Below are 23,005 nucleotides of genomic sequence, written 5' to 3' on the forward strand. Positions count from 1 at the left end.
GAACTCCCTATATATTTGCTTATGATTGCAATAGTTGCTTTAGTTGATATAACGCAGCAAGAGCTTGTTTTGGCGTTAAATCATCAGGATCTAAATCTGTTAACTGTTGTAGAACCGCAGTAGTGCGTATATCTGTTTCCTGTGGTGCCGTGAAATCTAATTCCGCTTGCTGAGAGGTTTGAGATAACTGCTGCGATGATGCTTCTAGCTGTTTTAGTTTTTGTTTAGCAAGTTGGATAACTGGGCGAGGAACGCCTGCTAATTGTGCTACTGCTAAACCATAACTTTTGCTTGCTGCCCCCTCTTGAACGGCGTGCATGAATGCAATCGTATCACCATGTTCTTTGGCGTCAAGATGAATATTCATACAGCCTGATAATTGTTTAGGCAAAGCCGTTAATTCAAAATAATGGGTCGCAAAGAGTGTTAATGATTGTAATTGGGTTGCTAACCATTCTGCACACGCCCATGCCAATGATAATCCATCGTAAGTCGAGGTGCCTCGCCCAATTTCATCAATTAACACAAGACTGTTTGCGGTTGCCTGATGCAAAATATTTGCCATTTCACTCATTTCCACCATAAAAGTAGAACGACCTGATGCTAAGTCATCTGAGGCTCCAATGCGGGTGAAAATACGGTCAATCGGTCCAATCATTGCAGAATCAGCTGGGACAAAACTGCCGATATATGCCATTAATGTAATCAACGCTGTTTGCCGCATATAGGTACTTTTACCCCCCATATTTGGTCCCGTAATAATTAATAAATGGCGTTGCTGATTAAGTTGTAATGGATTGGCGATAAAAGGTTGTTGCAATACGGTTTCCACTACAGGGTGGCGTCCTTGTTGAATATTGATCTCAATTTTATTGCTAAAAGTAGGAGCTACATAATTTAACGTTTCCGCACGTTCTGCAAGATTAGCTAATACATCTAACTCAGCGACCGCTAAACTGGTAAGTTGCAAATCAGCGAGATGAGGCAATAACATTTCGAATAATTCTTCATAGAGTTGTTTTTCTAAAGCGAGTGCTGCACCTTGGGCTTTTAAGACTTTATCTTCGTGATTCTTTAATTCAGGGATAATAAATCGTTCTGCATTTTTTAATGTTTGGCGGCGAATATAGTGTGCGGGTGCTTTCTCAGCTTGACCTCGACTGATTTGAATATAGTAACCATGTACAGCATTAAAACCAATTTTTAAAGAGTCAATCCCTGTCGCTTGACGTTCTCTTGTTTCAAGATTTTCTAAAAATTGGGTTGCGCCTGTTGCTAAATCTCGCCATTCATCTAATTCTGCATTATAGCCAGAGGCAATCACACCGCCATCACGAATCAGTAATGGTGGTGTTTCTATAATGGCTTGATTAAGTAATTGATATAATTCAGTAAAATCTTTTATTTGTGATAGTAATAAATCAAATTGTCCCTGATTTTGTTGTTTTAGTAGGGCAATGATTTTCGGAATTTGTGCTAAACCATGACGTAAACGTGTCAGATCTCGTGGTCTAGCTGAACGTAGTGCAACTCGCGCAAGAATCCGTTCCATATCACTGATTTGTTGTAATAGTGGTTTTAATTCTGTGTATAAATCAGTATGCAGAAGTTGTTTTACGACATTTTGACGTTGTAATAATTGCTTACCTTGACGTAAAGGTTGATGTATCCAACGTTTTAATAGGCGACTTCCCATTGGTGTGTTGCACCGATCTAGAATTGCAGCAAGGGTATTTTCTGTTCCACCTGCTAAATTTTGTGTTAATTCCAAATTACGCCGAGAGGCGACATCAATAATAATAAAATCACTTTCTTGTGCTAATGAAATTGAATTGATATGTGGCAAAGCGGTGCGTTGCGTTTCTTTCGCATATTGTAACAAGCAACCTGCTGCACACAGTGCCACTAATGCTTTTTCAACGCCGAACCCTTTTAGATCTTGGGTGCCAAATTGTTTATTGAGCAGTTTGATTGCAGTGCCCAGCTCAAATTCCCATGTTGGGCGACGGCGTAAACCTTTATATTGCTCAAGTAATGACATAAAGGCAAAATCTTCAGGATATAAGATTTCTACAGGTGATAGGCGTTGTAACTCAGTTGTAATACTGGTTTCATTGCGATGTTCACTGATCTGAAAGCGTCCTGACGTCATATCTAATGTAGCAAGCGCAAAGGTTTGTTTTTCGAGATAGATACAAGCAATTAAATTGTCTTGACGTTCTGGTAATAAAGCTTCATCACTGATTGTACCAGGCGTAACGATGCGGACAATTTGCCTTTCAACGGGACCTTTTGTCGTAGCAGGATCACCAATTTGTTCACAAATCGCCACTGACTCACCAAGTTGAACAAGCTTTGCTAAATAGCCCTCTACAGCGTGATAAGGGACACCCGCCATTGGGATCGGTTCGCCAGCAGAGCGCCCGCGTTTGGTTAACGAAATATCTAATAATGCTGATGCACGTTTTGCATCATCAAAAAATAATTCATAAAAATCCCCCATACGATAGAACAACAAAATATCTGGATATTCTGCTTTTATTTGTAGATATTGTTGCATCATTGGGGTATAGGAAGAGAAATCATTATCTTGCGTCATCATAATATATCCTTGCTTGAATGCGACCGATAGTATAAAAGATGATGACAGAAATCGAAAGTTACCAAGAAGAGGATTAGCCAAATTAGTGGTGGATTATTAAGTCTGGATCTGAATTTGGGAACAAGATCGCAAAAATTTGTCTATGTAGAATAAAGTACTTGATACTGTATAATTATACAGTATAATGGCGAGCGATAATTACCCGAACATTCAAATAGAGGTTATAAAATGAAAGATTTTGGCATGAATGAAGAAAAAGAAAAAGCTCTGGCAGCAGCGTTAGGTCAAATTGAAAAACAGTTTGGTAAAGGTTCTATTATGCGTCTTGGGGATACTAAAACGTTAGATGTAGAAGCGATTTCAACTGGTTCTTTAGGGCTTGATGTTGCGTTAGGTATTGGTGGGTTACCGATGGGGCGTATTGTGGAGATTTTCGGACCTGAGTCATCAGGGAAAACAACATTAACCTTATCGGTCATTGCGCAAGCACAAAAGCAAGGGAAAACTTGTGCGTTTATTGATGCTGAACACGCATTAGATCCGATTTATGCGGCTAAATTAGGTGTAGATGTACAATCTTTATTAGTATCGCAACCAGATCATGGTGAACAGGCGTTAGAAATTTGCGATGCGTTAGTCCGTTCTGGGGCAGTAGATGTCATCATTATTGACTCTGTTGCCGCATTAACGCCGAAAGCAGAAATTGAAGGGGATATGGGCGATTCACATATGGGTTTACAAGCGCGTTTGATGTCGCAAGCATTACGTAAACTTACAGGGCATATTAAATCCGCAAATTGTCTAGTCGTGTTTATTAATCAAATCCGAATGAAGATCGGTGTGATGTTTGGTAGCCCAGAAACGACCACTGGTGGTAATGCGTTAAAATTTTATGCTTCTGTACGTTTAGATATTCGTCGTACAGGTTCGATTTCTGAAGGTGATGAAGTGATTGGTAGCGAAACTCGGGTGAAAGTCGTGAAAAATAAAGTTGCGGCACCATTCCGACAAGCTGAATTCCAAATTCTCTATGGTGAGGGTATCTCTAAAAATGGTGAGTTACTTGAGTTAGGTGTAAAACATAAATTAATCAATAAGTCTGGTGCATGGTATTCAATCCAAGATGAAAAAATTGGACAAGGGAAAGTGAATGCAATGAAATGGTTAGCTGAACATTCAGATATTGCAAATGAGTTAGAGCGTAAATTGCGTGAAGAACTGTTATCCAACCCAGATCAGTTATTAATGACTGATGATACAGACGCAAAAGATGATGATGCACTAGATTTTAGTGAATAAATGTCTAAGTAATATAGGTCGGATTTAAAAAATCCGACTTATTTTTATAAGATGATTAATATAAATAAATGAATTCTGGTTATTTTTTCATCATCAATCTATTTAAGAATTCTTTGCTCACTTTAGGTTAAGATAGTAAACCTCCTTCAAGTTAATACATTTTTAAATTATGAATAATAATCTTGCACTTGCTTATGTTCTTAAACTTCTTGCTATTCGTGATTACAGTGAATATGAATTACGTTGTAAGCTGCAAGCAAAAGCCTTTTCAGCACAAGAGATTGAAGATGTGATCGCAACGTGCCAAGCAAAAAATTGGCAAAATGATTTGCGTTTTTGTGAACATTTTCTTCTATCTCGTGTACAAAAAGGCTATGGATTACAGCGAATTAAACAAGAGATGCTGCAAAAGGGGATTCAAAATGAAATTTTGCAGCATACGCTTGCACAAAATGAAATTGATTGGTTTGTGTTAGCAAAACAAACGTTGAGTAAAAAATTTCCGTATTATATGGAAGAAAAAGATTTAAAGATTAAACAAAAAATGTGGCGTTATTTATATTCACGAGGTTTTTCACAGGAAGAAATTTCGGCACTATTTAAGGAATATGATTAAGCGCGGTAAATGTTTTATTACGACAAGGGCAATTATTATTAGATAAGGTGAAATGTTGTCCGTTAATTGCGGTGAGTATAGTAAGGTTTTAATAAAATTACACCCACTATAAAAGTTCTAATTTTCTTCTAATACACTGAATTTTATTTATTTTTCGGACAGTGTAGCTTCGTATAATGAAAATCTGAGAGGTTGTTCCATTTCACGAAAATTAATTGTGGAGTAGAATAACTGACTTCTTGACCTCGCAAACATGCAAAAAGGAAAAGTATGAATTTTATTGGAAAATTAATTGGTATCATTGTTGGTTTTAAATTTGGTGGATTTTTTGGGGCAATTTTTGGTTGCATTTTAGGACATCTTGCCGATAAAAAATTATATGAATTAGGTAATGTCGGTTCTTCATTATTTGGTCATCGGGTATCACGCCAATCATTATTTATGCAAACTACTTTTGCCGTCATGGGGCATTTAAGTAAAGCAAAAGGGCGTGTTACGGCAGAGGATATTGATCTTGCTAATTCAATTATGGATCGTATGCAGCTTAGTGTTGATCAACGTAAACAAGCACAAGCCGCATTCACACGAGGAAAATCACCTGATTTTCCTATTCGCCAAGCAATTAAAGAGTTCCGTATTGGCTGTGGTGGACGAAATGATTTATTAAGAGTATTTCTTGAAATACAGATTCAAGTGGCATTGAGCGATCAAGAATTACACCTAAATGAAAAAGAGATTTTATTTATTGTCGCGGAAGAGTTGGGCTATTCTTCATTCCAATTTGAGCAAATGTTGGCGATGATTTATGCTGCACGTCAATTCTCACAAGGTGGCGGCTTTCACTATCAGTACCAACAATATCAACAACAAGGGTATCAACAACATTCAGGTGGTTATCAAGGAGCAAGACAAAGCGCATCTGGTCCAACATTAGAAACTGCATATCAGGTTTTAGGGGTATCGGCGGACGATGATCGTGATGTGGTAAAACGTGCTTATCGTAAATTAATGAATGAACATCACCCTGATAAATTGGTGGCGAAAGGGTTGCCTGAAGAGATGATGGAAATGGCGAAAGAAAAAGCACAACAAATTCAAGCCGCATATGATTTGATCTGTAAAGTGAAAGGTTGGAAGAAATAATGATGTCAAAGTCTGTTTTGCCGATGACATTAGCGCTGTTTATTGCAGGACTGATGATATGGTCTTATCTCCAGCCTTATTCCCAAGATGTTTGGCTTGCTGAAATGATACCAGTTATTGCGGTATTTTTACTGTTAATTATTACTTATCCAAAGTTTCAATTTAGTTTATTTGCCTATGTATTAATGAGTGGCTGGTTAGTGTTACATACCATTGGCGCACATTATACGTTCGAACTTGTCCCTTTTAGTTGGGGCAGTCAATTACTTTCTGGTTGGTTAGGTGAGGGGCGTAATCATTTTGATCGGGTTGCACATTATATTATTGGCTTTTATAGCTTTCCTATTGCTGAATTACTGGTGCGAAAAGGGTGGGCTAATGCTATAACAGCTGGGCTATTTGGATTATTTTCAATTATGAGTATTGCCGCAGCCTATGAAATTATCGAATGGCAATATGCTGTTAGAGAAGGTGGGGAGGCTGGTATCGCTTTCTTGGGATCTCAAGGTGATGTTTGGGACGCTCAAAAAGATATGCTAGCAGATACATTGGGCGCTTTAACGGCATTAATTTTATTTTATTGGCAACGACCTGATAAAAAATGCGTATAATTCTTGCTCCAATGCAGGGCGTACTCGATCCTTTTATGCGCCAATTATTAACTGCTTTTAATTCTTATGATCTGTGTGTGTCGGAATTTGTTCGTGTAGTAAACCAATGCTTACCGAAAAAAGTCTATTACCGCCTTTGCCCTGAATTGTATCAACAAGGCTATACCGATAGTGGCACGCCAGTTCGTGTTCAGTTATTAGGACAATCACCAGAATGGTTAGCTGAAAATGCGCAATTAGCCATTGAGTTAGGTTCACATGGTATTGATTTTAATTGTGGGTGTCCATCAAAAACAGTGAATGGTAGCTGTGGTGGAGCTAGTTTGTTAAAACAACCAGAGTTAATTTACCGAGCAACCAAAGCAATCCGTGATGCGATTGGTGCAGATGAAACCTTAAGCGTAAAAATTCGCCTTGGTTGGAGTGAGAAAACGTTTGCGATAGACATAGCTGATGCTGTCCAACAAGGTGGTGCAGATGAAATTGCGGTACATGGTCGCACGAAAATAGATGGCTACCGTGCAGATCGGATTGATTGGGAAAAAATTGGCGAAATTCGTCAGGCGTTGTCGATTCCAGTGATTGCGAATGGAGAAATTTTTAGTTGGCAAGATGCACAAACCTGTTTGGCTGTTACTGGTTGTGATGATTTGATGGTTGCTCGAGGAGCGTTACAGATCCCAAATTTGAGTGAGGTGATCAAACATCAAGTTGAACCGCTAGCTTGGTCTAAAATTGTGATGTTATTAGCGGCGTATAGTCATGTTGATAATCAATGGGATAGCGGTTTTTATCATTTGGCAAGAATCAAACAATGGTTAAGATTTTTACTCAAATATTATACTGAGGCTGAAATATTATTTGAAAAAATAAAAGGTTGTACGACAACTGAAGCATTACAAATGATGTTGGATAGAGAGAAAAATGAAATATAACTGGATTTTATTTGATGCTGATGAAACATTATTCTCCTTTGATTCTTTTGCTGGATTAAAGCAATTATTTGCCAATTATCATGTTGATTTTACCCAAGAGGATTTTGTTCAATATCAACAAATTAATAAGCCATTATGGGTCGCATACCAAGATGGTAAGATTGATGCGAAAACATTGCAGGAAAGCCGTTTTTCTGCATGGGGTAAAAAGTTATCTGTTAAACCAGCAGAGTTAAATCATGGTTTTTTATTATCAATGGCAGAAGTATGTCGTCCATTAGATGGAGTGGTGGAGTTATTACAACAGCTCAAAGATAAAGCTAAATTGGCGATTATTACTAACGGATTTACCGCAATGCAACAACTTCGTCTGCAGAAAACAGGGTTAAAGGATTATTTTGAGTTTGTGGTGGTATCTGAAGAAATTGGTGTATCGAAACCGAATCCACACTTTTTTCAACACGCTTTAGCTTTAGCGCGCCCCCAATCATATGAGCAGGTTTTGGTGGTAGGTGATACACTAGAATCGGATATTTTAGGTGGTAATAATGTTGGATTGGATACTTGTTGGTTAGATCATGGACGAGAAAATCTCACCGAAATTAAACCTACTTATCAAATTTCTCAGATTGCTGAGTTAGTCAATGTTGTGAACAAATAATCGTAAATATTTCTTTACACTGCCTTTATTTCTATACGGGTAATCGGTATGATAATGCCATGTCAGAAATGAGATTAAATCTATTGTCGTAAAGATGAGGTTTGACTTACATTTAAGGAGGCGTAGATCATGCGTTTTGCCATAGCTTGTGTGGATAGAATTGGTGTTGCTAAAGAAGTATTGGATTTATTTGCAAAAGAAAAGATCAATCTTGAGGGAATTGAATTAAAAAAACTTGAAAATAATGGGGTGATTTATCTAAAAGTTGAGGATATTGCAAATTTTCAAGTAACCTACCTCATGGAGAAATTGCGTAATATTGATGGAGTGAGTTCGGTTTCGCCATTAGATTTTTTGCCTTATGAACGCAAGAACGTAGAATTGAATGCGTTATTTGAGGCGTTACCTCACCCAATTCTATCGGTGGATTTGGCGGGAAAAATAGAATTTGCTAATCAGCCTGCGTGTAAATTATTATTGCCATACTTACAAGAAAATAGACCCAAAGCGAAGAGTTTACAGGGATATTTATTAGTAGAGGTTTTGCCTGCTTTACAACAAGCTACATGGTATCAAACTTTCTTGCAGCAATCACAACAACATCATATTACGACAACCTTTTCTCATAATATTGATTTAGATGATCAACCATGGCAACTGGATTTATTTCCGTTGACCTTTCAAGATGTTAATCAAACCTTGCTTGGTTGCGTGGTTACCCTACAATCTTTTGCGGCATTACGTGTTGATCCACAAAAATTTAATGCGTATTTAAGTAATACATTTAATGATGTGGTCGCGAAAAGTAAAAAAATGGCAGATGTGGTAGAGCTGGCGAAAAAATTTGCATTCTCTGATGCTCCATTGTTAATCCAAGGTGAAACGGGGACAGGAAAAGAGTTTATTGCTAAGGCTTGCCATCATTTGAGCCAGCGCCGAGATCAAAAGTTTATTGCGGTTAATTGTGCTGGGCTACCGCCCGAAGATACTGAAGCTGAAATGTTTGGTTATCATACGAATGAACGTAAAAGTATTGGCTTTTTCGAATATGCAAATCAAGGTACGGTGCTATTAGATAATATCGCAGAATTATCGTTGCCAATGCAGGCGAAGTTATTGCGTTTTTTAAATGATGGGACGTTCCGCCGTGTTGGTGAAGAACAGGAACATTATGTGAATGTGCGGGTGATTTGTACTACACAAGAACCGTTGTCCACCTATGTCGAGCAAGGCAAAGTACGTGAGGATTTGTATCATCGTTTAAATGTTTTAAGTTTAACAATTCCCCCTTTACGAGATCGGCAAGAAGATATTCCAGATTTAGTTGCTCAATTTGTTAAACAAATTGCAACCCAAATGATGATTCCTCAACCATATTATGATGAAGAGTTTATTGCTTTTTTACAGAAATATGCTTGGACAGGGAATGTTCGTGAATTGTATAACGCACTATATCGAGCTTGTTCTTTAGTAGAAAATGGGCAGCTCTCTATTGCTGCACTGCACTTGCAAGATCGTTTCATTAATCATTTCAGTCTAGAACAATTTGAAGGGGCAACCTTAGATGAAATGCTAAAACATTTTGAAGCAGCAATTTTGCAGAAATTTTATGTTGAGTATCCAAGTACACGAAAACTTGCTCAACATTTAGGTGTTTCTCATACTGCCATTGCCAATAAATTGCGTCAGTATGGAATGGCTAAGTAGGCTAAATTAGCTATAACAGTATGATGACGAAATATGCTAGAATAGACGGTCAAATTTTTGTATTTTTTATGGGCGATAAGCTTTTAGCCTAATTAGTGGAGGAATAAATGACGGTAGCAGCGAATAGACGTTCAATCATGACCCTTTTTTCAGATAAAAATGATATTTACAGCCATCAAGTTAAAATTGTCTTAGCCGAAAAAGGCGTAGCTTATGAAACTGAAAATATTGAGTCAGGTGAAATTTCAGAAGATTTGCTAGAACTCAACCCAACTGGAAGCTTGCCAACGCTTGTTGATCGAGAGTTAGTACTATTTAATTCACGTATTATTATGGAATATCTTGATGAACGTTTCCCTCACCCTCCTTTAATGCCAGTTTATCCAGTGGCAAGAGCACAATGTCGTTTATTAATGCAACGCATTGAAAATGACTGGTATCCGTTGTTTGCTAAAGCGAAAGATGAAAATCACCCTGAAGTAGCGACAGCACGTAAACAATTAAAAGAAGAATTGTTAGCTGTTGCGCCAGTGTTTTCTCAATTTGAATATTTTATGAGTGATGAGTTTAGTTTAGTGGACTGCTACTTAGCCCCATTATTCTGGCAACTTCAATTATTAAGTATTGAGTTTACTGGTGCAGGAAGTAAAGCGATTAAAGGTTATATGAATAAAGTCTTTTCACGTGATAGCTTTGCAAAATCACTCGGTAATAGTGCAGCATTGAATATTATGGACGATAAGTAAGGATCGGTTATGTCAATGGAAACACCAACACCAAAACGTCCATATCTTTTGCGTGCTTATTTTGATTGGTTAGTGGATAATGACTTAACACCTTATTTGGTTGTTGATGCGGATTATCCTCACGTTGAGGTACCAGTTGAATATGTTCGTGATGGTCAAATTGTATTGAATTTGTCGCCAAATGCGGTAGGGAATCTCTCATTAGGAAACGATGAAATTCGATTTAGTGCGAGATTTCAAGGCATAATTTGGCATATTGTAATACCTCTTGGTGCAGCACTTGCTATTTATGCTCGAGAGAATGGTGATGGTGTGATGTTTGAACCCGAAGAGGCTTATGATATTGAAGGGCTTAACACAGAACAGCCATTTGGTTTCCAAGAAATAGTGGATATTCCAACTGACTCAAGTAATAAAAAAACAACAAAAAAAGAAACTGTAGAAAAGAAAACTTCTCATCTACGTATTCTTGACTAATCCTCCCTTATGCCGTAAGAAATTACGGCATTTTTTGTTTTCTCGATCCTGTTCACAATTCTAAGATTATTATTTCTCAAATTGACATTATCCAGCATACTCTTATCCCTCAAATACGAGGGAGAGGTCATGCAAAAATATTATGCTGGTATTACGTTAATTGAAGTATTAACTATATTATTGATTATGACGCTATCCATTCTAGTGATTACACCAACATGGCAGCAATTTAATCATCAAATTCGGCTTTATATTGAACAATGGCGCTTACAGCAATATTTATTACAGGTTCAGCAACGAGCCAATTATGCGATGACGAATTGGCAATTAAGAGTAAGTATTTCTGCTGACCGTCAACGCTGGTGTTTAATTGCCCAAGCAGATAACTCACCTTGTGATTGTTTAGCTTTAACTCATTGTAATCGAGCAGAGCGGTTACTTTATTATCCTTATTCTTCCACGGTTAGCTTTATTACTAAAGCAAATTATCCGCAAATTATCACTTCTTTTGATAATGTACGGCATACAATGCGTAATAGTTGCTTTTTATTACAATCAGGATCACATCGTTTCTTGTTTAAATATAGTGGGTTTGGTGGGGTAAAAATAGATAAGAATGATTCAACCAGTGCGTGTTTAAATTATGATGTGTCATAGATCGCCACGTTTTTTTATTGGGGCAACCTTGCCAGAATTATTGATGGCTATTGCTTTAACGAGTTTATTAGTCCTTATTTTATCGAATTGGCTATTGTCTCTTTATCATTATCAATCACAACGACAACAACAATTACAGTTACAACAAGATGTACATCAAGCATTGCAGATGATCCGTAAAGATTTACGGCGAAGTGGCTATCATTATCCTAATAAAAATAATAACTTGGCATTATTTCGTTATCAAAATAAGAGTATTAATTTAGTCTTGCCAAAACAAGATTATTATCAATGTGTACTATTTTTTTATGATCTTAATAAAGATGGGTGTATTGGTAATAAACAGGGCAGTGAATCTTGTATGCTCGGTACCCGTAATAATACAACAGAAATACAAAAGGAATTATTTGGTTATCGTTTGGCAGCAGGTAATTTAGAGGTTTTATTTATGTTTGATAAGACGATTGATCATGCTTGTTCAGCGGTGAGTTGTCAGCAGCATTTAAATAATCCAACTTGCCAAAGTAAGGGGTGGTCGAAATATTTTGATTCACGTTATCGAGTAGAATCTCTAGCCTTTCGCTGGTTACCTGAAAATCGTGGAATGAGTGTTGATTTAACCGTTGTATTACGTAATCAAGAAAACTATCGTTATCAAGCTACTGTATTGATTCCATTATTGAATGAGGTACAAGAGTGAAGTATTATCAACTAGGTGCCACGCATTTATTCGTTATTCTTGTTTTGAGTAGTATAAGTTTGTTATTACTATGGTTAATGCAAGATAATCAATTATTTTACCAACGTAGCCTTTTAGTCAAAAATCACTATCTCAACGCACAAGGAGAGCTATTTCAACAATATCGCCGCCAACCAATCACTTCTTTTTGTCATACTACATCAAATCAAAATAAATTAACTGAAACATTTACCGCAACGGAAACCCGAGTAGCACTGCAACATTATCTGGATTGTGAGACAGTTTCTCTGTTTCGGCAATCGATAAAAAATGCACAAAATTCCCCACGCCGTGAATACCTCAATCCTAATTACCCCTTGTTATCTCATCAGATCTATACTGAACCAGTATTAAATAATGCTAGAGATCCTTTGCTATGGATAATTGATGAAGATACAGAATGGCAATTAGAACATGATATTTATGGCATTGTAATTAGTAATGCTAAATTGAGGATTCAAGGTAATGGGCGAGTTATTGGGGCAATTATTAGTGATGAACCTATTACTACTGCAAAATCTGTTTTTAACAGCTCGGTAGTTCAGCGTATTGAGCAACAATTTTCTCGTTGGCAAGTAGCGGAAGGAGGGTGGCGTGATTTCTAAATTTATGCAGGGGCATAGTGTGATGAGTGTATTGGTTGGCGTGAGCTTGCTTAGTATGATTCTGTTATTAGGGCAAGTATGGCTAAATCAGCAACAACAGCAAACAGCAAAATTATGGCAATATGCACAAGCTTTACAGATTGCCGAGAATCAACAAAGTTTGCGCTTATTAGATTTGCCCTGTCAACGCCAAGTTGAACAGAATCAACTACAATTTCGTATTTACTGTAATAGTGAACACATTATTGTGGAATATCCATTAGGTAAAGTGAATATTAGGGGTTAATACAATGTAATAATGTTACTGGTAGTCCTGCCTTAAAGCGGTATAATAACCAGCCAAATAGATAAAGAGGACTCAATACTATGGCAGATACCTTTAAAGAAATTGATGTCATCACGGCATGGCAGTTACTTCAACAAGAACAAGCGGTATTAGTTGATATTAGAGATAGCCAGCGTTTTGCATATAGTCATTGCCAAGGTGCATTTCACTTGACTAATCAAAGTTATGGTCTGTTTTGCGATCGTTATGACTTTGCTGTTCCAGTACTAGTCATTTGTTATCACGGTAATAGTAGTCGAAATGTTGCACAATTCTTAGTCGAACAAGGTTTTGATGAGGTTTATAGTGTTAGAGGTGGGTTTGATGCTTGGGTGAAAGCTGAATTACCTGTTGAATCAGGATTGATAGAGTAAGAGATAATGTACTATATACATTATCTCTAATCTTTTAACGATATATTAAATTAATCCCTAAGGAAGTTAAAAACTTCTGTTCTTGTTGTAATTCATTTTGTAGTAATGGATTACGAACCAAATAACCTTTTGGAAAAATTAATTGCCATTGATGTATAGCGTTTGTTTTTAATTGAATATCGGCTGGCTCAGTGGCTTGACGAGTTTTGTTACAAATTACCGCAAAGCGTAATAATAGAATTGCAGAAAGGACATCTTCGCTGACATAGCGATAGCAGTCAGGAATATCTGCCATGCGAAATGTTGCGGTGTGGAAACGTGTGAGAATGGCGAGTAACTGTTGCTGTTCACTATCAAATCCAGGTAGTTCACTATTTTGTAAAATATATGCAGAATGTTTCTGTACATTGCGATGGTTAATTACAATGCCGACCTCATGGGTGAGAGCAGCATAAAATAGGACTTGACCTAACTCATAGGCAAATTTCTCTTCTTTCCAAGCGATAAATTGTTTTGTAAACATTTGTACGACTTGAGAGACACGTGTGGCTTGCTCACGGTCGAGGTCAAATTGTTGGGTGAGACTATTTACTGTACGCTCACGAATATTGCTTACACGGAATTGATCTTCAAAGTTATACATTACACCTTCACGCACTGCGCCATCAGAATAACGCATCGTTTTGATTTGGAATGTTTCAAATAAAGCCACTAAAATAGCTAGCCCAGGCACAAAAACATCAATTCTATTGTGATGTAAGCCTGGTAACTGAATTTTTGTAAAGTGTTCTGCTTTGAGGGTTCGTTCAACGAGTTTATGCAAACGAGGAAGCGTAATTAATCCATCTTTAAAATGGAGTGCAAGTAGGATTTCACTAACAGTTTTAATCGTACCAGAAGACCCTAATGCGTAATCCCAACCTAGTTGTCGGTATTCCCAGGCTAAATCTTCAATTTTTTCTAATGCACACTGTTTTGCTTGTTGGAAACGTTCTATGCTAAGTTTTCCATCGGTAAAAAAACGTTTGGCAAAGCTCACGCAACCCATATGTCGGCTTTCTGCAATCAGGGGAATAAAATCATCACCAATAATCATTTCTGTTGACCCGCCACCAATATCAATGACGAGTTTTCTGCCTTTTTCTGGTTGGGTGTGAGAAACGCCTGCATAAATTAATTTTGCTTCTTGTTGACCAGAAATAATATTGATTTTATATGGGAAAACACGTGCTGCTTGGCGAAGAAATTCATCACTATTTACGGCACGGCGCAGAGTATAAGTGCCGATAACTTGAACATTTTCCGCAGGAAATCCTTGTAATCGTTCAGAGAATAAGGCAAGACATGCTACGCCACGATCAATCGCTGTTTGGCTCAAGATTTGCTCTTTATCTAATCCTTCGGCTAATTGAACTTTTTGTTTAAGTCTAGAAAGAATTTGAATTGAACCATTGATAATACGCGCAACAATCATATGAAAACTGTTTGAGCCGAGATCTACAATAGCGATTTCTTTCATAATAATTTCCCTGTGTGCTTAATGTTCAAATTGATATAGAAGATCAACAGCTTGTGATGTTCCAGATACTGATTGTAAATATAATTTAGGTAATAAGCGATAACGTAATGTTAATTCAGCTAATGGTTCAAATAGACCCACGCCATATTTTACTTGTAAACGTGGCGTGATATAACCACTGACGACAACTTGTGATTGATCACCTAAGCCTTGTGTTTCGAGATTTAAGCTTTTAATTCCAAATGTTTCACCTAGTTGTCCTACGGCTTTTCCTGTTTTTGACAAGCTTAGGCTAATCAAGGCAGCACCTAAAGAAGCGCCTGACCCTGAGTTCTCGGAAGATAATGCCCGTCCAGTTAATAGGTAAGATAAGGCGTTATCTTGGGACATTGATGGCTCAGAGAAAACTTGAATTGTTGGTGATTCTGCTAAGCCAGAAACCCGAATCCCAGCAGTAACTGTATTGGTTTCCATTGCATTTGGATTACGAATTGCTTCAATATTGAGGGTGGGCTGTGAGGGTAAACCAGAAAAAATAATTTCGCCTTTACGGATCAGCAAATCTTGCCCAAATGAAGCATAACGTCCATTTAATAGATGAATTTGCCCAAATAAGCCGAGTTGATTGTCTTGTTGGCGAACATTTAAATTTCCTTCTAATTGACTTTTCAAACCATACGCACTCACGCGAACACGTTGCCCAAGAGTAATCATAATATCAGTTGATAAGACAGTGCCTGTTTTTTCACTGAATTTATCTAGTTTCTGTTGAGTAGACAGTTTTGGTTTTTTCTCTAAAATAACTTCATCTGCACTAACTCCAAGCGCACTCTCTGGTAATTGCTCAATTTCAATATTGGCAAAAGGCACATCAATTTTTCCTTCGATATTGAAATGGTTAGGTTGAGCGTATAAATGAATATTTGGAACGATCGTAAGTTTTGCCAAATCAGGAATCGTTAATGAAAATTTTTCTGATGTTGCAGAAAGGTTAGCAGACCAACGGTTTAAAACTTGCCAATTACTATTTCCTTTTAATTGTAACCGTCCTTCTTTGGTTACAATTTCACCATTTAAAGTGGAGTGATTACCGTTAAATACTAAATTGGCAAAACCATCTGTGATATTAAATGGTAATGCAGGCATTGAACTTGTTAGATGTGTTAATGATACTTTGCCATGTAGTTGAGGTGCAGAAACATTACCTGAAAATGTAAGGTTGGTATTCAGATTGCCATCTATATTATCACCTGGGTTAAGTAGTTGTTTTATAAAAGCTAATTTTAAATGTTCTGCTACTAGCGTTCCGCTTAATGTTGGTGTACCGAGTAAATCATTTAGCGTTAAATGCGTCTTTAATATGCCATTATTGTGGATTTTTATGTCGCCCTTAGTAGTTAAATTATTGTCTTTGATATGACTTTCTAAAGAGAGTTTATCTAATTCCAGTTTAAATTGTCGATAATCTATTTTTTGTATGAGGGAGAAAGAAGAACTCTCTAAATTTACTGTAAAATCGAAAGGTTTATCTTGATACCAGTTAACTTCACCCGCTAAATTAAATTGCGAATGGAGTTTTGTGTTATCGGTTAAAATGTGTTTGAGAAAATCAAGATTTGCTTTTTCTAATTTAAATGGAATATGCCCATTGATACCCGTTGTAAATTGTTGTGGGAAACAGAGGGGTAAGCTGTCATGTTGCCAACAATGAGAAGAAATAGTTGCTTGTTGCTCATTATGTTTATAATTTACGTTAATGACTTTATTTGTATTAAATTTACCGATCAAGGTATTGAATTGAGTATTATTGAATTCCCCTTGCCATACCTGTGTAGGACGATCAAAATGTCCTTGCAGATCAGTATTAAAGGCAACTGGTTTTCCTTGTGAATACAATGATAAGGTATGTTGTTTTTCATCACCTTTCGCTTTGAGAGAAATTTGCTTAAGTTGTACATTTTCTCCATATTTAAATTGAGCTATATCAAGATCTAAATTACCACGGATATTTTGTTGATCACTTTGTATTTTGCTTTTTACGTTTAATTTTTGTAGCAATACATTAGCCACTTTCAAATGCGGCACGGTGAGATCTACATCAATTTCAGGGTGTTGAATATCTCCTGTAATTTGTGCTGTTCCTTTTCCTGATGCTTCTAACCCTTTATAAAACCCTGCAAGGTTAGGCGCATCTATTGTTAAATTAAATAATGATTCTTTGCCAAGTTTGCCATAAAACGCAAGATGATTATCACCATAGTGAAAATCAAATAATTGACTCATCAGTAATGTTTCGTTATTTAAGGTAATATCACCTTTGAGTGAAATTGGTTTATTATCTGCATGACCATTCAGTTCAATAAGCGGAATATTTACTTGCCAACCCTCTGCATTGATCTGTCCTGAAGATACAAGTTGACCAGATAATGTGGCTAACCAATCAACAAAATGAAAATAGCGCGACATATTTACGTGTTGTAAATCAAGTTGACTATCCCAAGCAATGCCATTACGCCAAGAAACTGTACCTTGTAAACCAATATTGCCGTTTACATTAGCTAAGGTAGCTTGTTGTAGTGTGAAAGAATCGATTGATCCATTTCCTTTTAGGTTAAGATCAACTGTTGGTGTAATCATTCCTGAAAGATTACCTTGTAAGCTTGCTTGATAATCTAATACATTTCCTGTGATAGCTAAGTTAGTTTTCACTAAACGGATTTGATCTGTTGATGGATTGGCTTCTTTGGCTAAATAGAGTGGGTATTTCGCTTGCTGGATCGCTAAATTTATCATTAGTGGTAATTTTGGTTCAGCAAGCGCAACTTGAGCAGTTAGTTTAGCATCAGCAAGACCTGTAATGGTGATGTCGGTTGTTAATTGTTGATATAAATTACCTTGTACTTGTAAACTAAATTGGCTTTCTGGTAGCGTGATCGTCGCCGATTTTTGTTGTGTGTTTTCGCGTTGTTGATGTAGTTTGCCATTAAGGGTGAGTTGTAGAGGATAATGATCAGCTTGCTGTAATTCACCTTGAGCGGATAAATCTAATACACTACTGACTAACGTTAGTTTATTAAGGGTAATGCTGTTTTGGTCTGCACTTGCTTGTAAAGTCAAAGTTGGCATTTTAATTTCAGAAAGAATTTTGCCTTTGGCAGAACGTTTTTGATATAGCCAATTTTTAGCTGTTAAATCATCAATATGTACCGTTAATGGCAGTTTAAATGCTGAATTTGCATGTAATAATGGCTGTTGTAATTGTTGTTTTAATGAATCCCAATCAGTTGGCGAGGCTTTACTTTGTGGTTTTACTTTTGCTTTGGTGGTTAAAGGTAATTGGTTAGGCGTATGTATCGTTTCTATTACCTGTAAACCATTAATAAGGGTTGGTAATAAATTAAATTGCAGATCCCTTGTTGCCAGTAAGCCTGTTGAAAAATGATCAAGCAGAATCTGTTGATTATCTAATTGAAGATCTAATTGATTGATATTTAACTGTTTTAAATCAATATTTACTGGCATCACCAAACCTGAGCTGCGGTCATCTTGTTGCTGGTTTGCTGAGAATTGGCTGGTATCAATGGCAATTTTGGGTTCAGTAATATTGAGTTGATTAATACAAATCTTAGCTTGCCATAGGCAATTTGTATCCAGCTGTAATAAAAGATGAGCAACCTTAACATCAACACCAGTAGTCCGATAACTGACATTATCAAGTTGTAAGCCTTGTTGTAAATTCCCGCTAATTTGTCCAATAGTTAAATCATTTAATTGTTGATCTACAAAGGTTAATAATTTTTGTTGGGCATTTTGATTATTTAATAGGGTAATAAGAGCAATAACAATAAATAAACATAAAACCAAAAGGCTAATGGTTGACCATTTGAAGATTTGACGAGCTTTGCTTCTTTTCGGTGTTGGTACAGTGCTTGAGGTGTCAGGCGTTGTCGTTGATTGTTGTTTCACAGTTCTGATCCTATCCCAATATAAAATTCAATATTCTTACTGCTATCTTTATCGTTAATTGGTGTGGCTATATCAAATTTTACTGCACCAATAGGAGAATTCCAACGTACACCAATTCCAGCTCCTTTACGTAATTCACTGAATGAAAAACGATTAGCAGCAAAGCCTGTATCGTAAAAAATGGCGCCCCACCATTTTGGTTTTACTTGATACTGATATTCGATACTAGAAGCAAACAAGCGATTTCCGCCAACTAATTTATTATCCGTATCACGAGGCGATATTTTGTGATAACCATACCCACGAACACTACGATCACCTCCAGCGAAGAAGCGTAATGCAGGTGGAATTTTGCTGAAATCTTTGGTTGAAAGATAGCCAATTTCAGCACGAACTAAAAAACGATGATTGTCGTGATAAGTTCTAATCCAAGAAGTTGAGGCAATCGCAGAATAGAAATCCACATCTGAGGCAAACAATTTATTTCCCCAGTTGATAGTAATTTTTTGTGCATCACCCCAGTAAGGAAATAACCCTCCACGCATACGAGTACGGTTAAAACCTGCAGTTGGATAAATTAATAAGGTACGGTTAGAAATGCCAGCTTGGGTAAAATTATCGTACCTCGCTCTTACCCCGAATGAATTTTGCCAACCAGTTTCACGATTCCAATAACGAAGTACCGCTAAGGTTAAACCAGACGTTTCGGTATCGTTCTTGTTTTCCTCTTCATACCCAGTAGAAATTTCATAATAGTAATTCAGAGGATTTTTTAATAATGGCATTTTATATGTGGCTTCAATCGTTTTTTTCGGTGCAGAAATGTAGAAGTTAGATGAAAAACTGTGTCCTCGACTGTTAATCCAAGGTTTATTCCAACCAAACTGTAAACGAGGACCAATATCCGTACCATAGCCAATCCCGATTTCATAGCTGTTTTTTAGTCTAGGTTGAACTAAAACCTCTAAATCCACTTGTTTGGTTTGTTTATTCACATTAGGTTGCACTAATACCGATTTAAACCAATTACTCGCAGAAAGATCGGTACTCAATTCGGAAAGATCATTAATAAAATAAGGATTATCTTTGTGGATACTTAAAATATTGCGTAAATAAGCATCTTGAATTTGCGAGCCTTTGAAACTGATATCGCCATAGTGATAGCGTTTACCGCTATCGAAAGTGAGTTGCCAATAAGCTTCATAAGCGGAAGGAATGATAGCTAGCCGATGGGTTAAAAATTCGGAATCAAAATAACCTTTTGCAAGAGCAGTTTTTTCTAATTGCGCTTTATAATCATCATAAACACTATGATCCAAGATGCTGCCTGCTTTCGGTAATTGTTTTTTCAGTGCTAAAAAGTTTTCATCTTGTGCGGCATCACCAAGAATTTGCACTTGTGCTTCTGCAATTTTGACTGGTTTATCTAAGGTAACGTTAGCAATTAAAAGATCTTTAGCTTTGTTAGGTTGCGGCACAAACTGGTAATCAATTTGACTATTATAATAACCAACTGCCCGCAAGGCTTCGTCAATCGCTTTGCTAGCTAAATAATGGTAACGATCGGAATCTTCTACTGGCGTATCTTTAAGTGTTGAAAGGTGAACGGTTACGTTATTATAGGCTTTCTTATTATCAATACCTTTCACTTGTAATTCAATAGTTCTATCAGCCATTGCATTGGTGAAAATGCACAGCCCAACAAGGGGAAGATAAAAGGATTTATTCCACTGCATTTTACGAATCCTTTGTAATGTCTAAATGATATATTTACGTTAATGCTTGCCAACGTTAACAATATCAAGTTGATTTTTCAAGGATCTAGATGAAATTTACTGTGGAATTCCACGTAAATTTTCTTGAAATTGAAATGGTGGTTTGGAGGTTGGTGCAGGGAGATCGCTAAACCATAAAATAAATGGTTGAATAAGTTCTGGAGAATGCTGCCAAAGTTGACTAATTCTTGTTAATTGAATATCAGGTGGTAATTGTGCAAGTTGTTGTTTTAACACAGCAACAGTATTTTTTCGAGGGTGTCCAATCGCGATTGCAGTACCATGTTTGCGGGCATATCGAATCGCACTTTGAAATTGCGCTAATACACTACTGTATTCATTGTTATCATCAAGGAAGATATTTCGTTCTAAAATATTGACCCCATACAGTTTGCCTACTTTACTGACTACACTGCTACCAATCGTTTTACTATCTAAGAAAGATAATCCTCGTTGAGCAAGTTGTTGCATTAATGCAGACATTAAAGCGGTATCAGAGGTTGCTGCACTACCCATATGATTATTCATACCAATAGCATTCGGGACAACTTGCTGAGCCAGTTCAACTCGATGGGCTACTTGAGAAGCCGATAAACCTAATACCAACCCATTTTCCTCTAACTTAATATTACCTTTTGGCTGCATTGGCATATGAATTAGTGTATCACGTCCCTGTTGTTGTGCTTGTTTGGCTCTGACTTTAGCGTGGGGAGCAGACGGAATAATGGCAACATTGACAGCTAATGGTAAAGCGTAAATTTCATTGTCTTCATGGGTACGATAACCAATATCGTCAATCACAATCACTAATTTAGCGGCATTAGCTATTGAGAGCAAAGATAATAACAAGAGTGTCATTAGGTAACGTATCCAATATTTCATAAATTTCCTAATTTTATTTTAGCCAGCTGGTTGGGTTGATGGGCGTGCCTTGACGGCGAATTTCAAAGTAAAGTGCAGCATGGCGTGAATCTTCGCTTTGCCCTACTTGTGCAATGATTTCACCAGCACGGACAACATCACCATTTTTAACATTGAGCGTACTATTATAACCGTAAATACTCATATCGCCTTTGCCATGATCAATGACAATAACTAAACCGTAACCTTGTAGGCGGTTGGCTAAAATGACTTTCCCTGCAGCAATAGCACGCACGTTCGCACCGCGATTAGCTTGAATCACAATACCTTTCCAACGAATTTCACCCATCTGAATTGAACCAAAACGGTTGCTAATTTTTCCAACTACTGGCATGGCATATTGACGTTTAGCCGCGCCTAATCCATTGCCTCGACCGACAAGTTGTTGTTCTTTTTCAGTTGGTTGATAGTCTTGATGTTTTTCTTCCGCTTGTTTTTGTTTCTGTTTTAAATTGGCTAACTCTTGTTGTTCTCTTGCTTTGGCAGCTCGTTCTGCAGCAAGAATTTCTTGACGAAGTCTATTTTCATTCTCTTTTAAGCGAGCGAGCTTGTCCTGATTAACGGCAATACTTTGATTCAGTTTACTTAATGTAGATTGATGTTCATTTTTTACTTGTTGTAATGAACGTTGTTGTTTTTGTTGTTCAGAAATTTGTTGCTGTTGTTGCTGTTGTTGTTCTTTAACTAACTGCTGTTGCTGCTTTAACTGTTGTTGTGTTTGTTTAAGTTCTTGAATAAGTTTAATTTTTTGCTGGTTAAAATGCTTATAATAAGTATTCATTCGATCACTATTACGAGCATCTGCCGAAAATATTTTTTCTAAATCATGTAACTGTAAATTTTTACGATAAGCAGAATCTAGCAACTGTTCTAATTGTTTTTTCTGTTCTTTTTCTTGTTGTTGTAAGCGAGAGATCTGCTTTTGTGTTGATTGAATATGTTTATTGAGGTTTTTTAGCGCATCTTGTTGCTGTTTTAACTGATGGCTAATTAATTCAATTTTTTGTTCTTGCTGTTTTAATTGTGTTTGTAATTGGCTTTTTTCTTGTTGTTGTTGGGAAATTTTTTGTTCTTGTTGTTTGATTTGTTGTTGAATATTTTGTAGATCATTAGCGGCATAGGCGGTCGTTACAACCCCTACGAAGAAAAATACATTTCGTAGAAAAACAGTAAGATAACACCATAAAACTACAAACTTAGTCATAACAAATCAACAATCTCATAACAAACAGAGGACAAATGACTATTATTTTAGAGTTTTTTTTGCTAAAGATCAGCAATTCCAACAAAAGCAGAAGCGCTCTATTTTAAAAAGCATCATTTTTTG

20 protein-coding genes and 1 pseudogene are annotated in these 23,005 nt (G+C 36.8%); 15 read left to right on the forward strand and 6 right to left on the reverse strand.

What is annotated here, in order from left to right:
- Positions 1-19: 19 nt before the first annotated feature.
- On the reverse strand, positions 20-2,602 hold the full coding sequence (gene mutS, locus ACFFHK_RS07610; RefSeq protein ID WP_382371134.1) for a DNA mismatch repair protein MutS: 2,583 nt from the start codon (positions 2,600-2,602) through the stop codon (positions 20-22).
- A 243-nt stretch (positions 2,603-2,845) separates the two neighbouring features.
- Between mutS and recA the strand changes: the two genes are divergently transcribed.
- The 15 genes and pseudogenes from recA to glpE all read left to right on the forward strand — a co-directional run bounded on the left by recA (position 2,846) and on the right by glpE (position 13,497).
- Positions 2,846-3,901, forward strand: coding sequence for a recombinase RecA (recA, locus tag ACFFHK_RS07615; RefSeq protein ID WP_382371200.1), 1,056 nt, complete (start codon positions 2,846-2,848; stop codon positions 3,899-3,901).
- Positions 3,902-4,070: 169 nt separating this feature from the next.
- Positions 4,071-4,517 (forward strand): recombination regulator RecX, encoded by a 447-nt coding sequence (gene recX, locus ACFFHK_RS07620; RefSeq protein ID WP_382371136.1) that lies wholly within the window; start codon positions 4,071-4,073, stop codon positions 4,515-4,517.
- Between the two features lie 270 nt (positions 4,518-4,787).
- On the forward strand, positions 4,788-5,660 hold the full coding sequence (djlA, locus tag ACFFHK_RS07625) for a co-chaperone DjlA (RefSeq protein WP_382371138.1): 873 nt from the start codon (positions 4,788-4,790) through the stop codon (positions 5,658-5,660).
- A complete protein-coding gene (locus tag ACFFHK_RS07630) occupies positions 5,660-6,271 on the forward strand; it encodes a DUF2238 domain-containing protein (RefSeq protein WP_382371140.1) in 612 nt (203 codons plus the stop codon). The genes djlA and ACFFHK_RS07630 overlap by 1 nt, the downstream gene beginning before the upstream one ends.
- On the forward strand, positions 6,262-7,206 hold the full coding sequence (gene dusC, locus ACFFHK_RS07635) for a tRNA dihydrouridine(16) synthase DusC (RefSeq protein ID WP_382371141.1): 945 nt from the start codon (positions 6,262-6,264) through the stop codon (positions 7,204-7,206). Before ACFFHK_RS07630 ends, dusC begins: the two co-directional genes overlap by 10 nt.
- Positions 7,196-7,867: a pyrimidine 5'-nucleotidase gene (gene yjjG, locus ACFFHK_RS07640; RefSeq protein WP_382371143.1), complete on the forward strand. Its 672-nt coding sequence runs from the start codon at positions 7,196-7,198 to the stop codon at positions 7,865-7,867. The genes dusC and yjjG overlap by 11 nt, the downstream gene beginning before the upstream one ends.
- 129 nt (positions 7,868-7,996) lie before the next feature.
- Positions 7,997-8,332: pseudogene (locus ACFFHK_RS07645) on the forward strand (ACT domain-containing protein); the annotation flags it as partial.
- 327 nt (positions 8,333-8,659) lie between these two features.
- Positions 8,660-9,574 carry a sigma 54-interacting transcriptional regulator gene (locus ACFFHK_RS07650; protein WP_382371202.1) on the forward strand — a complete coding sequence of 305 codons (915 nt, stop codon included), beginning with the start codon at positions 8,660-8,662 and terminating at the stop codon, positions 9,572-9,574.
- Positions 9,575-9,681: 107 nt separating this feature from the next.
- Positions 9,682-10,320: a stringent starvation protein SspA gene (sspA, locus tag ACFFHK_RS07655; protein WP_382371145.1), complete on the forward strand. Its 639-nt coding sequence runs from the start codon at positions 9,682-9,684 to the stop codon at positions 10,318-10,320.
- A 15-nt stretch (positions 10,321-10,335) separates the two neighbouring features.
- Positions 10,336-10,797, forward strand: coding sequence for a ClpXP protease specificity-enhancing factor (locus ACFFHK_RS07660; protein WP_382371204.1), 462 nt, complete (start codon positions 10,336-10,338; stop codon positions 10,795-10,797).
- A gap of 129 nt (positions 10,798-10,926) precedes the next feature.
- Positions 10,927-11,454: a Tfp pilus assembly protein FimT/FimU gene (locus ACFFHK_RS07665; protein ID WP_382371147.1), complete on the forward strand. Its 528-nt coding sequence runs from the start codon at positions 10,927-10,929 to the stop codon at positions 11,452-11,454.
- A complete protein-coding gene (locus ACFFHK_RS07670; protein ID WP_382371149.1) occupies positions 11,441-12,154 on the forward strand; it encodes a Type II secretory pathway, component PulJ in 714 nt (237 codons plus the stop codon). Before ACFFHK_RS07665 ends, ACFFHK_RS07670 begins: the two co-directional genes overlap by 14 nt.
- 59 nt (positions 12,155-12,213) lie before the next feature.
- On the forward strand, positions 12,214-12,798 hold the full coding sequence (locus ACFFHK_RS07675) for a DUF2572 family protein (protein WP_382371151.1): 585 nt from the start codon (positions 12,214-12,216) through the stop codon (positions 12,796-12,798).
- Positions 12,788-13,084, forward strand: coding sequence for a DUF5374 domain-containing protein (locus tag ACFFHK_RS07680; RefSeq protein WP_382371152.1), 297 nt, complete (start codon positions 12,788-12,790; stop codon positions 13,082-13,084). Before ACFFHK_RS07675 ends, ACFFHK_RS07680 begins: the two co-directional genes overlap by 11 nt.
- A gap of 80 nt (positions 13,085-13,164) precedes the next feature.
- Positions 13,165-13,497 carry a thiosulfate sulfurtransferase GlpE gene (glpE, locus tag ACFFHK_RS07685; protein ID WP_382371154.1) on the forward strand — a complete coding sequence of 111 codons (333 nt, stop codon included), beginning with the start codon at positions 13,165-13,167 and terminating at the stop codon, positions 13,495-13,497.
- Between the two features lie 34 nt (positions 13,498-13,531).
- Here the strand turns inward: glpE and ppx are convergent, their stop codons facing one another.
- The 5 genes from ppx to envC all read right to left on the reverse strand — a co-directional run bounded on the left by ppx (position 13,532) and on the right by envC (position 22,882).
- On the reverse strand, positions 13,532-15,016 hold the full coding sequence (ppx, locus tag ACFFHK_RS07690) for an exopolyphosphatase (protein WP_382371156.1): 1,485 nt from the start codon (positions 15,014-15,016) through the stop codon (positions 13,532-13,534).
- An 18-nt stretch (positions 15,017-15,034) separates the two neighbouring features.
- A complete protein-coding gene (gene tamB, locus ACFFHK_RS07695; RefSeq protein WP_382371158.1) occupies positions 15,035-18,982 on the reverse strand; it encodes an autotransporter assembly complex protein TamB in 3,948 nt (1,315 codons plus the stop codon).
- Positions 18,979-20,718 (reverse strand): autotransporter assembly complex protein TamA, encoded by a 1,740-nt coding sequence (gene tamA, locus ACFFHK_RS07700; RefSeq protein ID WP_382371160.1) that lies wholly within the window; start codon positions 20,716-20,718, stop codon positions 18,979-18,981. Before tamA ends, tamB begins: the two co-directional genes overlap by 4 nt.
- A gap of 96 nt (positions 20,719-20,814) precedes the next feature.
- Positions 20,815-21,639 (reverse strand): divergent polysaccharide deacetylase family protein, encoded by an 825-nt coding sequence (locus ACFFHK_RS07705; RefSeq protein WP_382371162.1) that lies wholly within the window; start codon positions 21,637-21,639, stop codon positions 20,815-20,817.
- A gap of 13 nt (positions 21,640-21,652) precedes the next feature.
- Positions 21,653-22,882 carry a murein hydrolase activator EnvC gene (envC, locus tag ACFFHK_RS07710; RefSeq protein WP_382371164.1) on the reverse strand — a complete coding sequence of 410 codons (1,230 nt, stop codon included), beginning with the start codon at positions 22,880-22,882 and terminating at the stop codon, positions 21,653-21,655.
- Positions 22,883-23,005: the final 123 nt, after the last annotated feature.

The organism is Gallibacterium trehalosifermentans (genome assembly GCF_042433055.1).
Classification (GTDB): domain Bacteria; phylum Pseudomonadota; class Gammaproteobacteria; order Enterobacterales; family Pasteurellaceae; genus Gallibacterium; species Gallibacterium trehalosifermentans.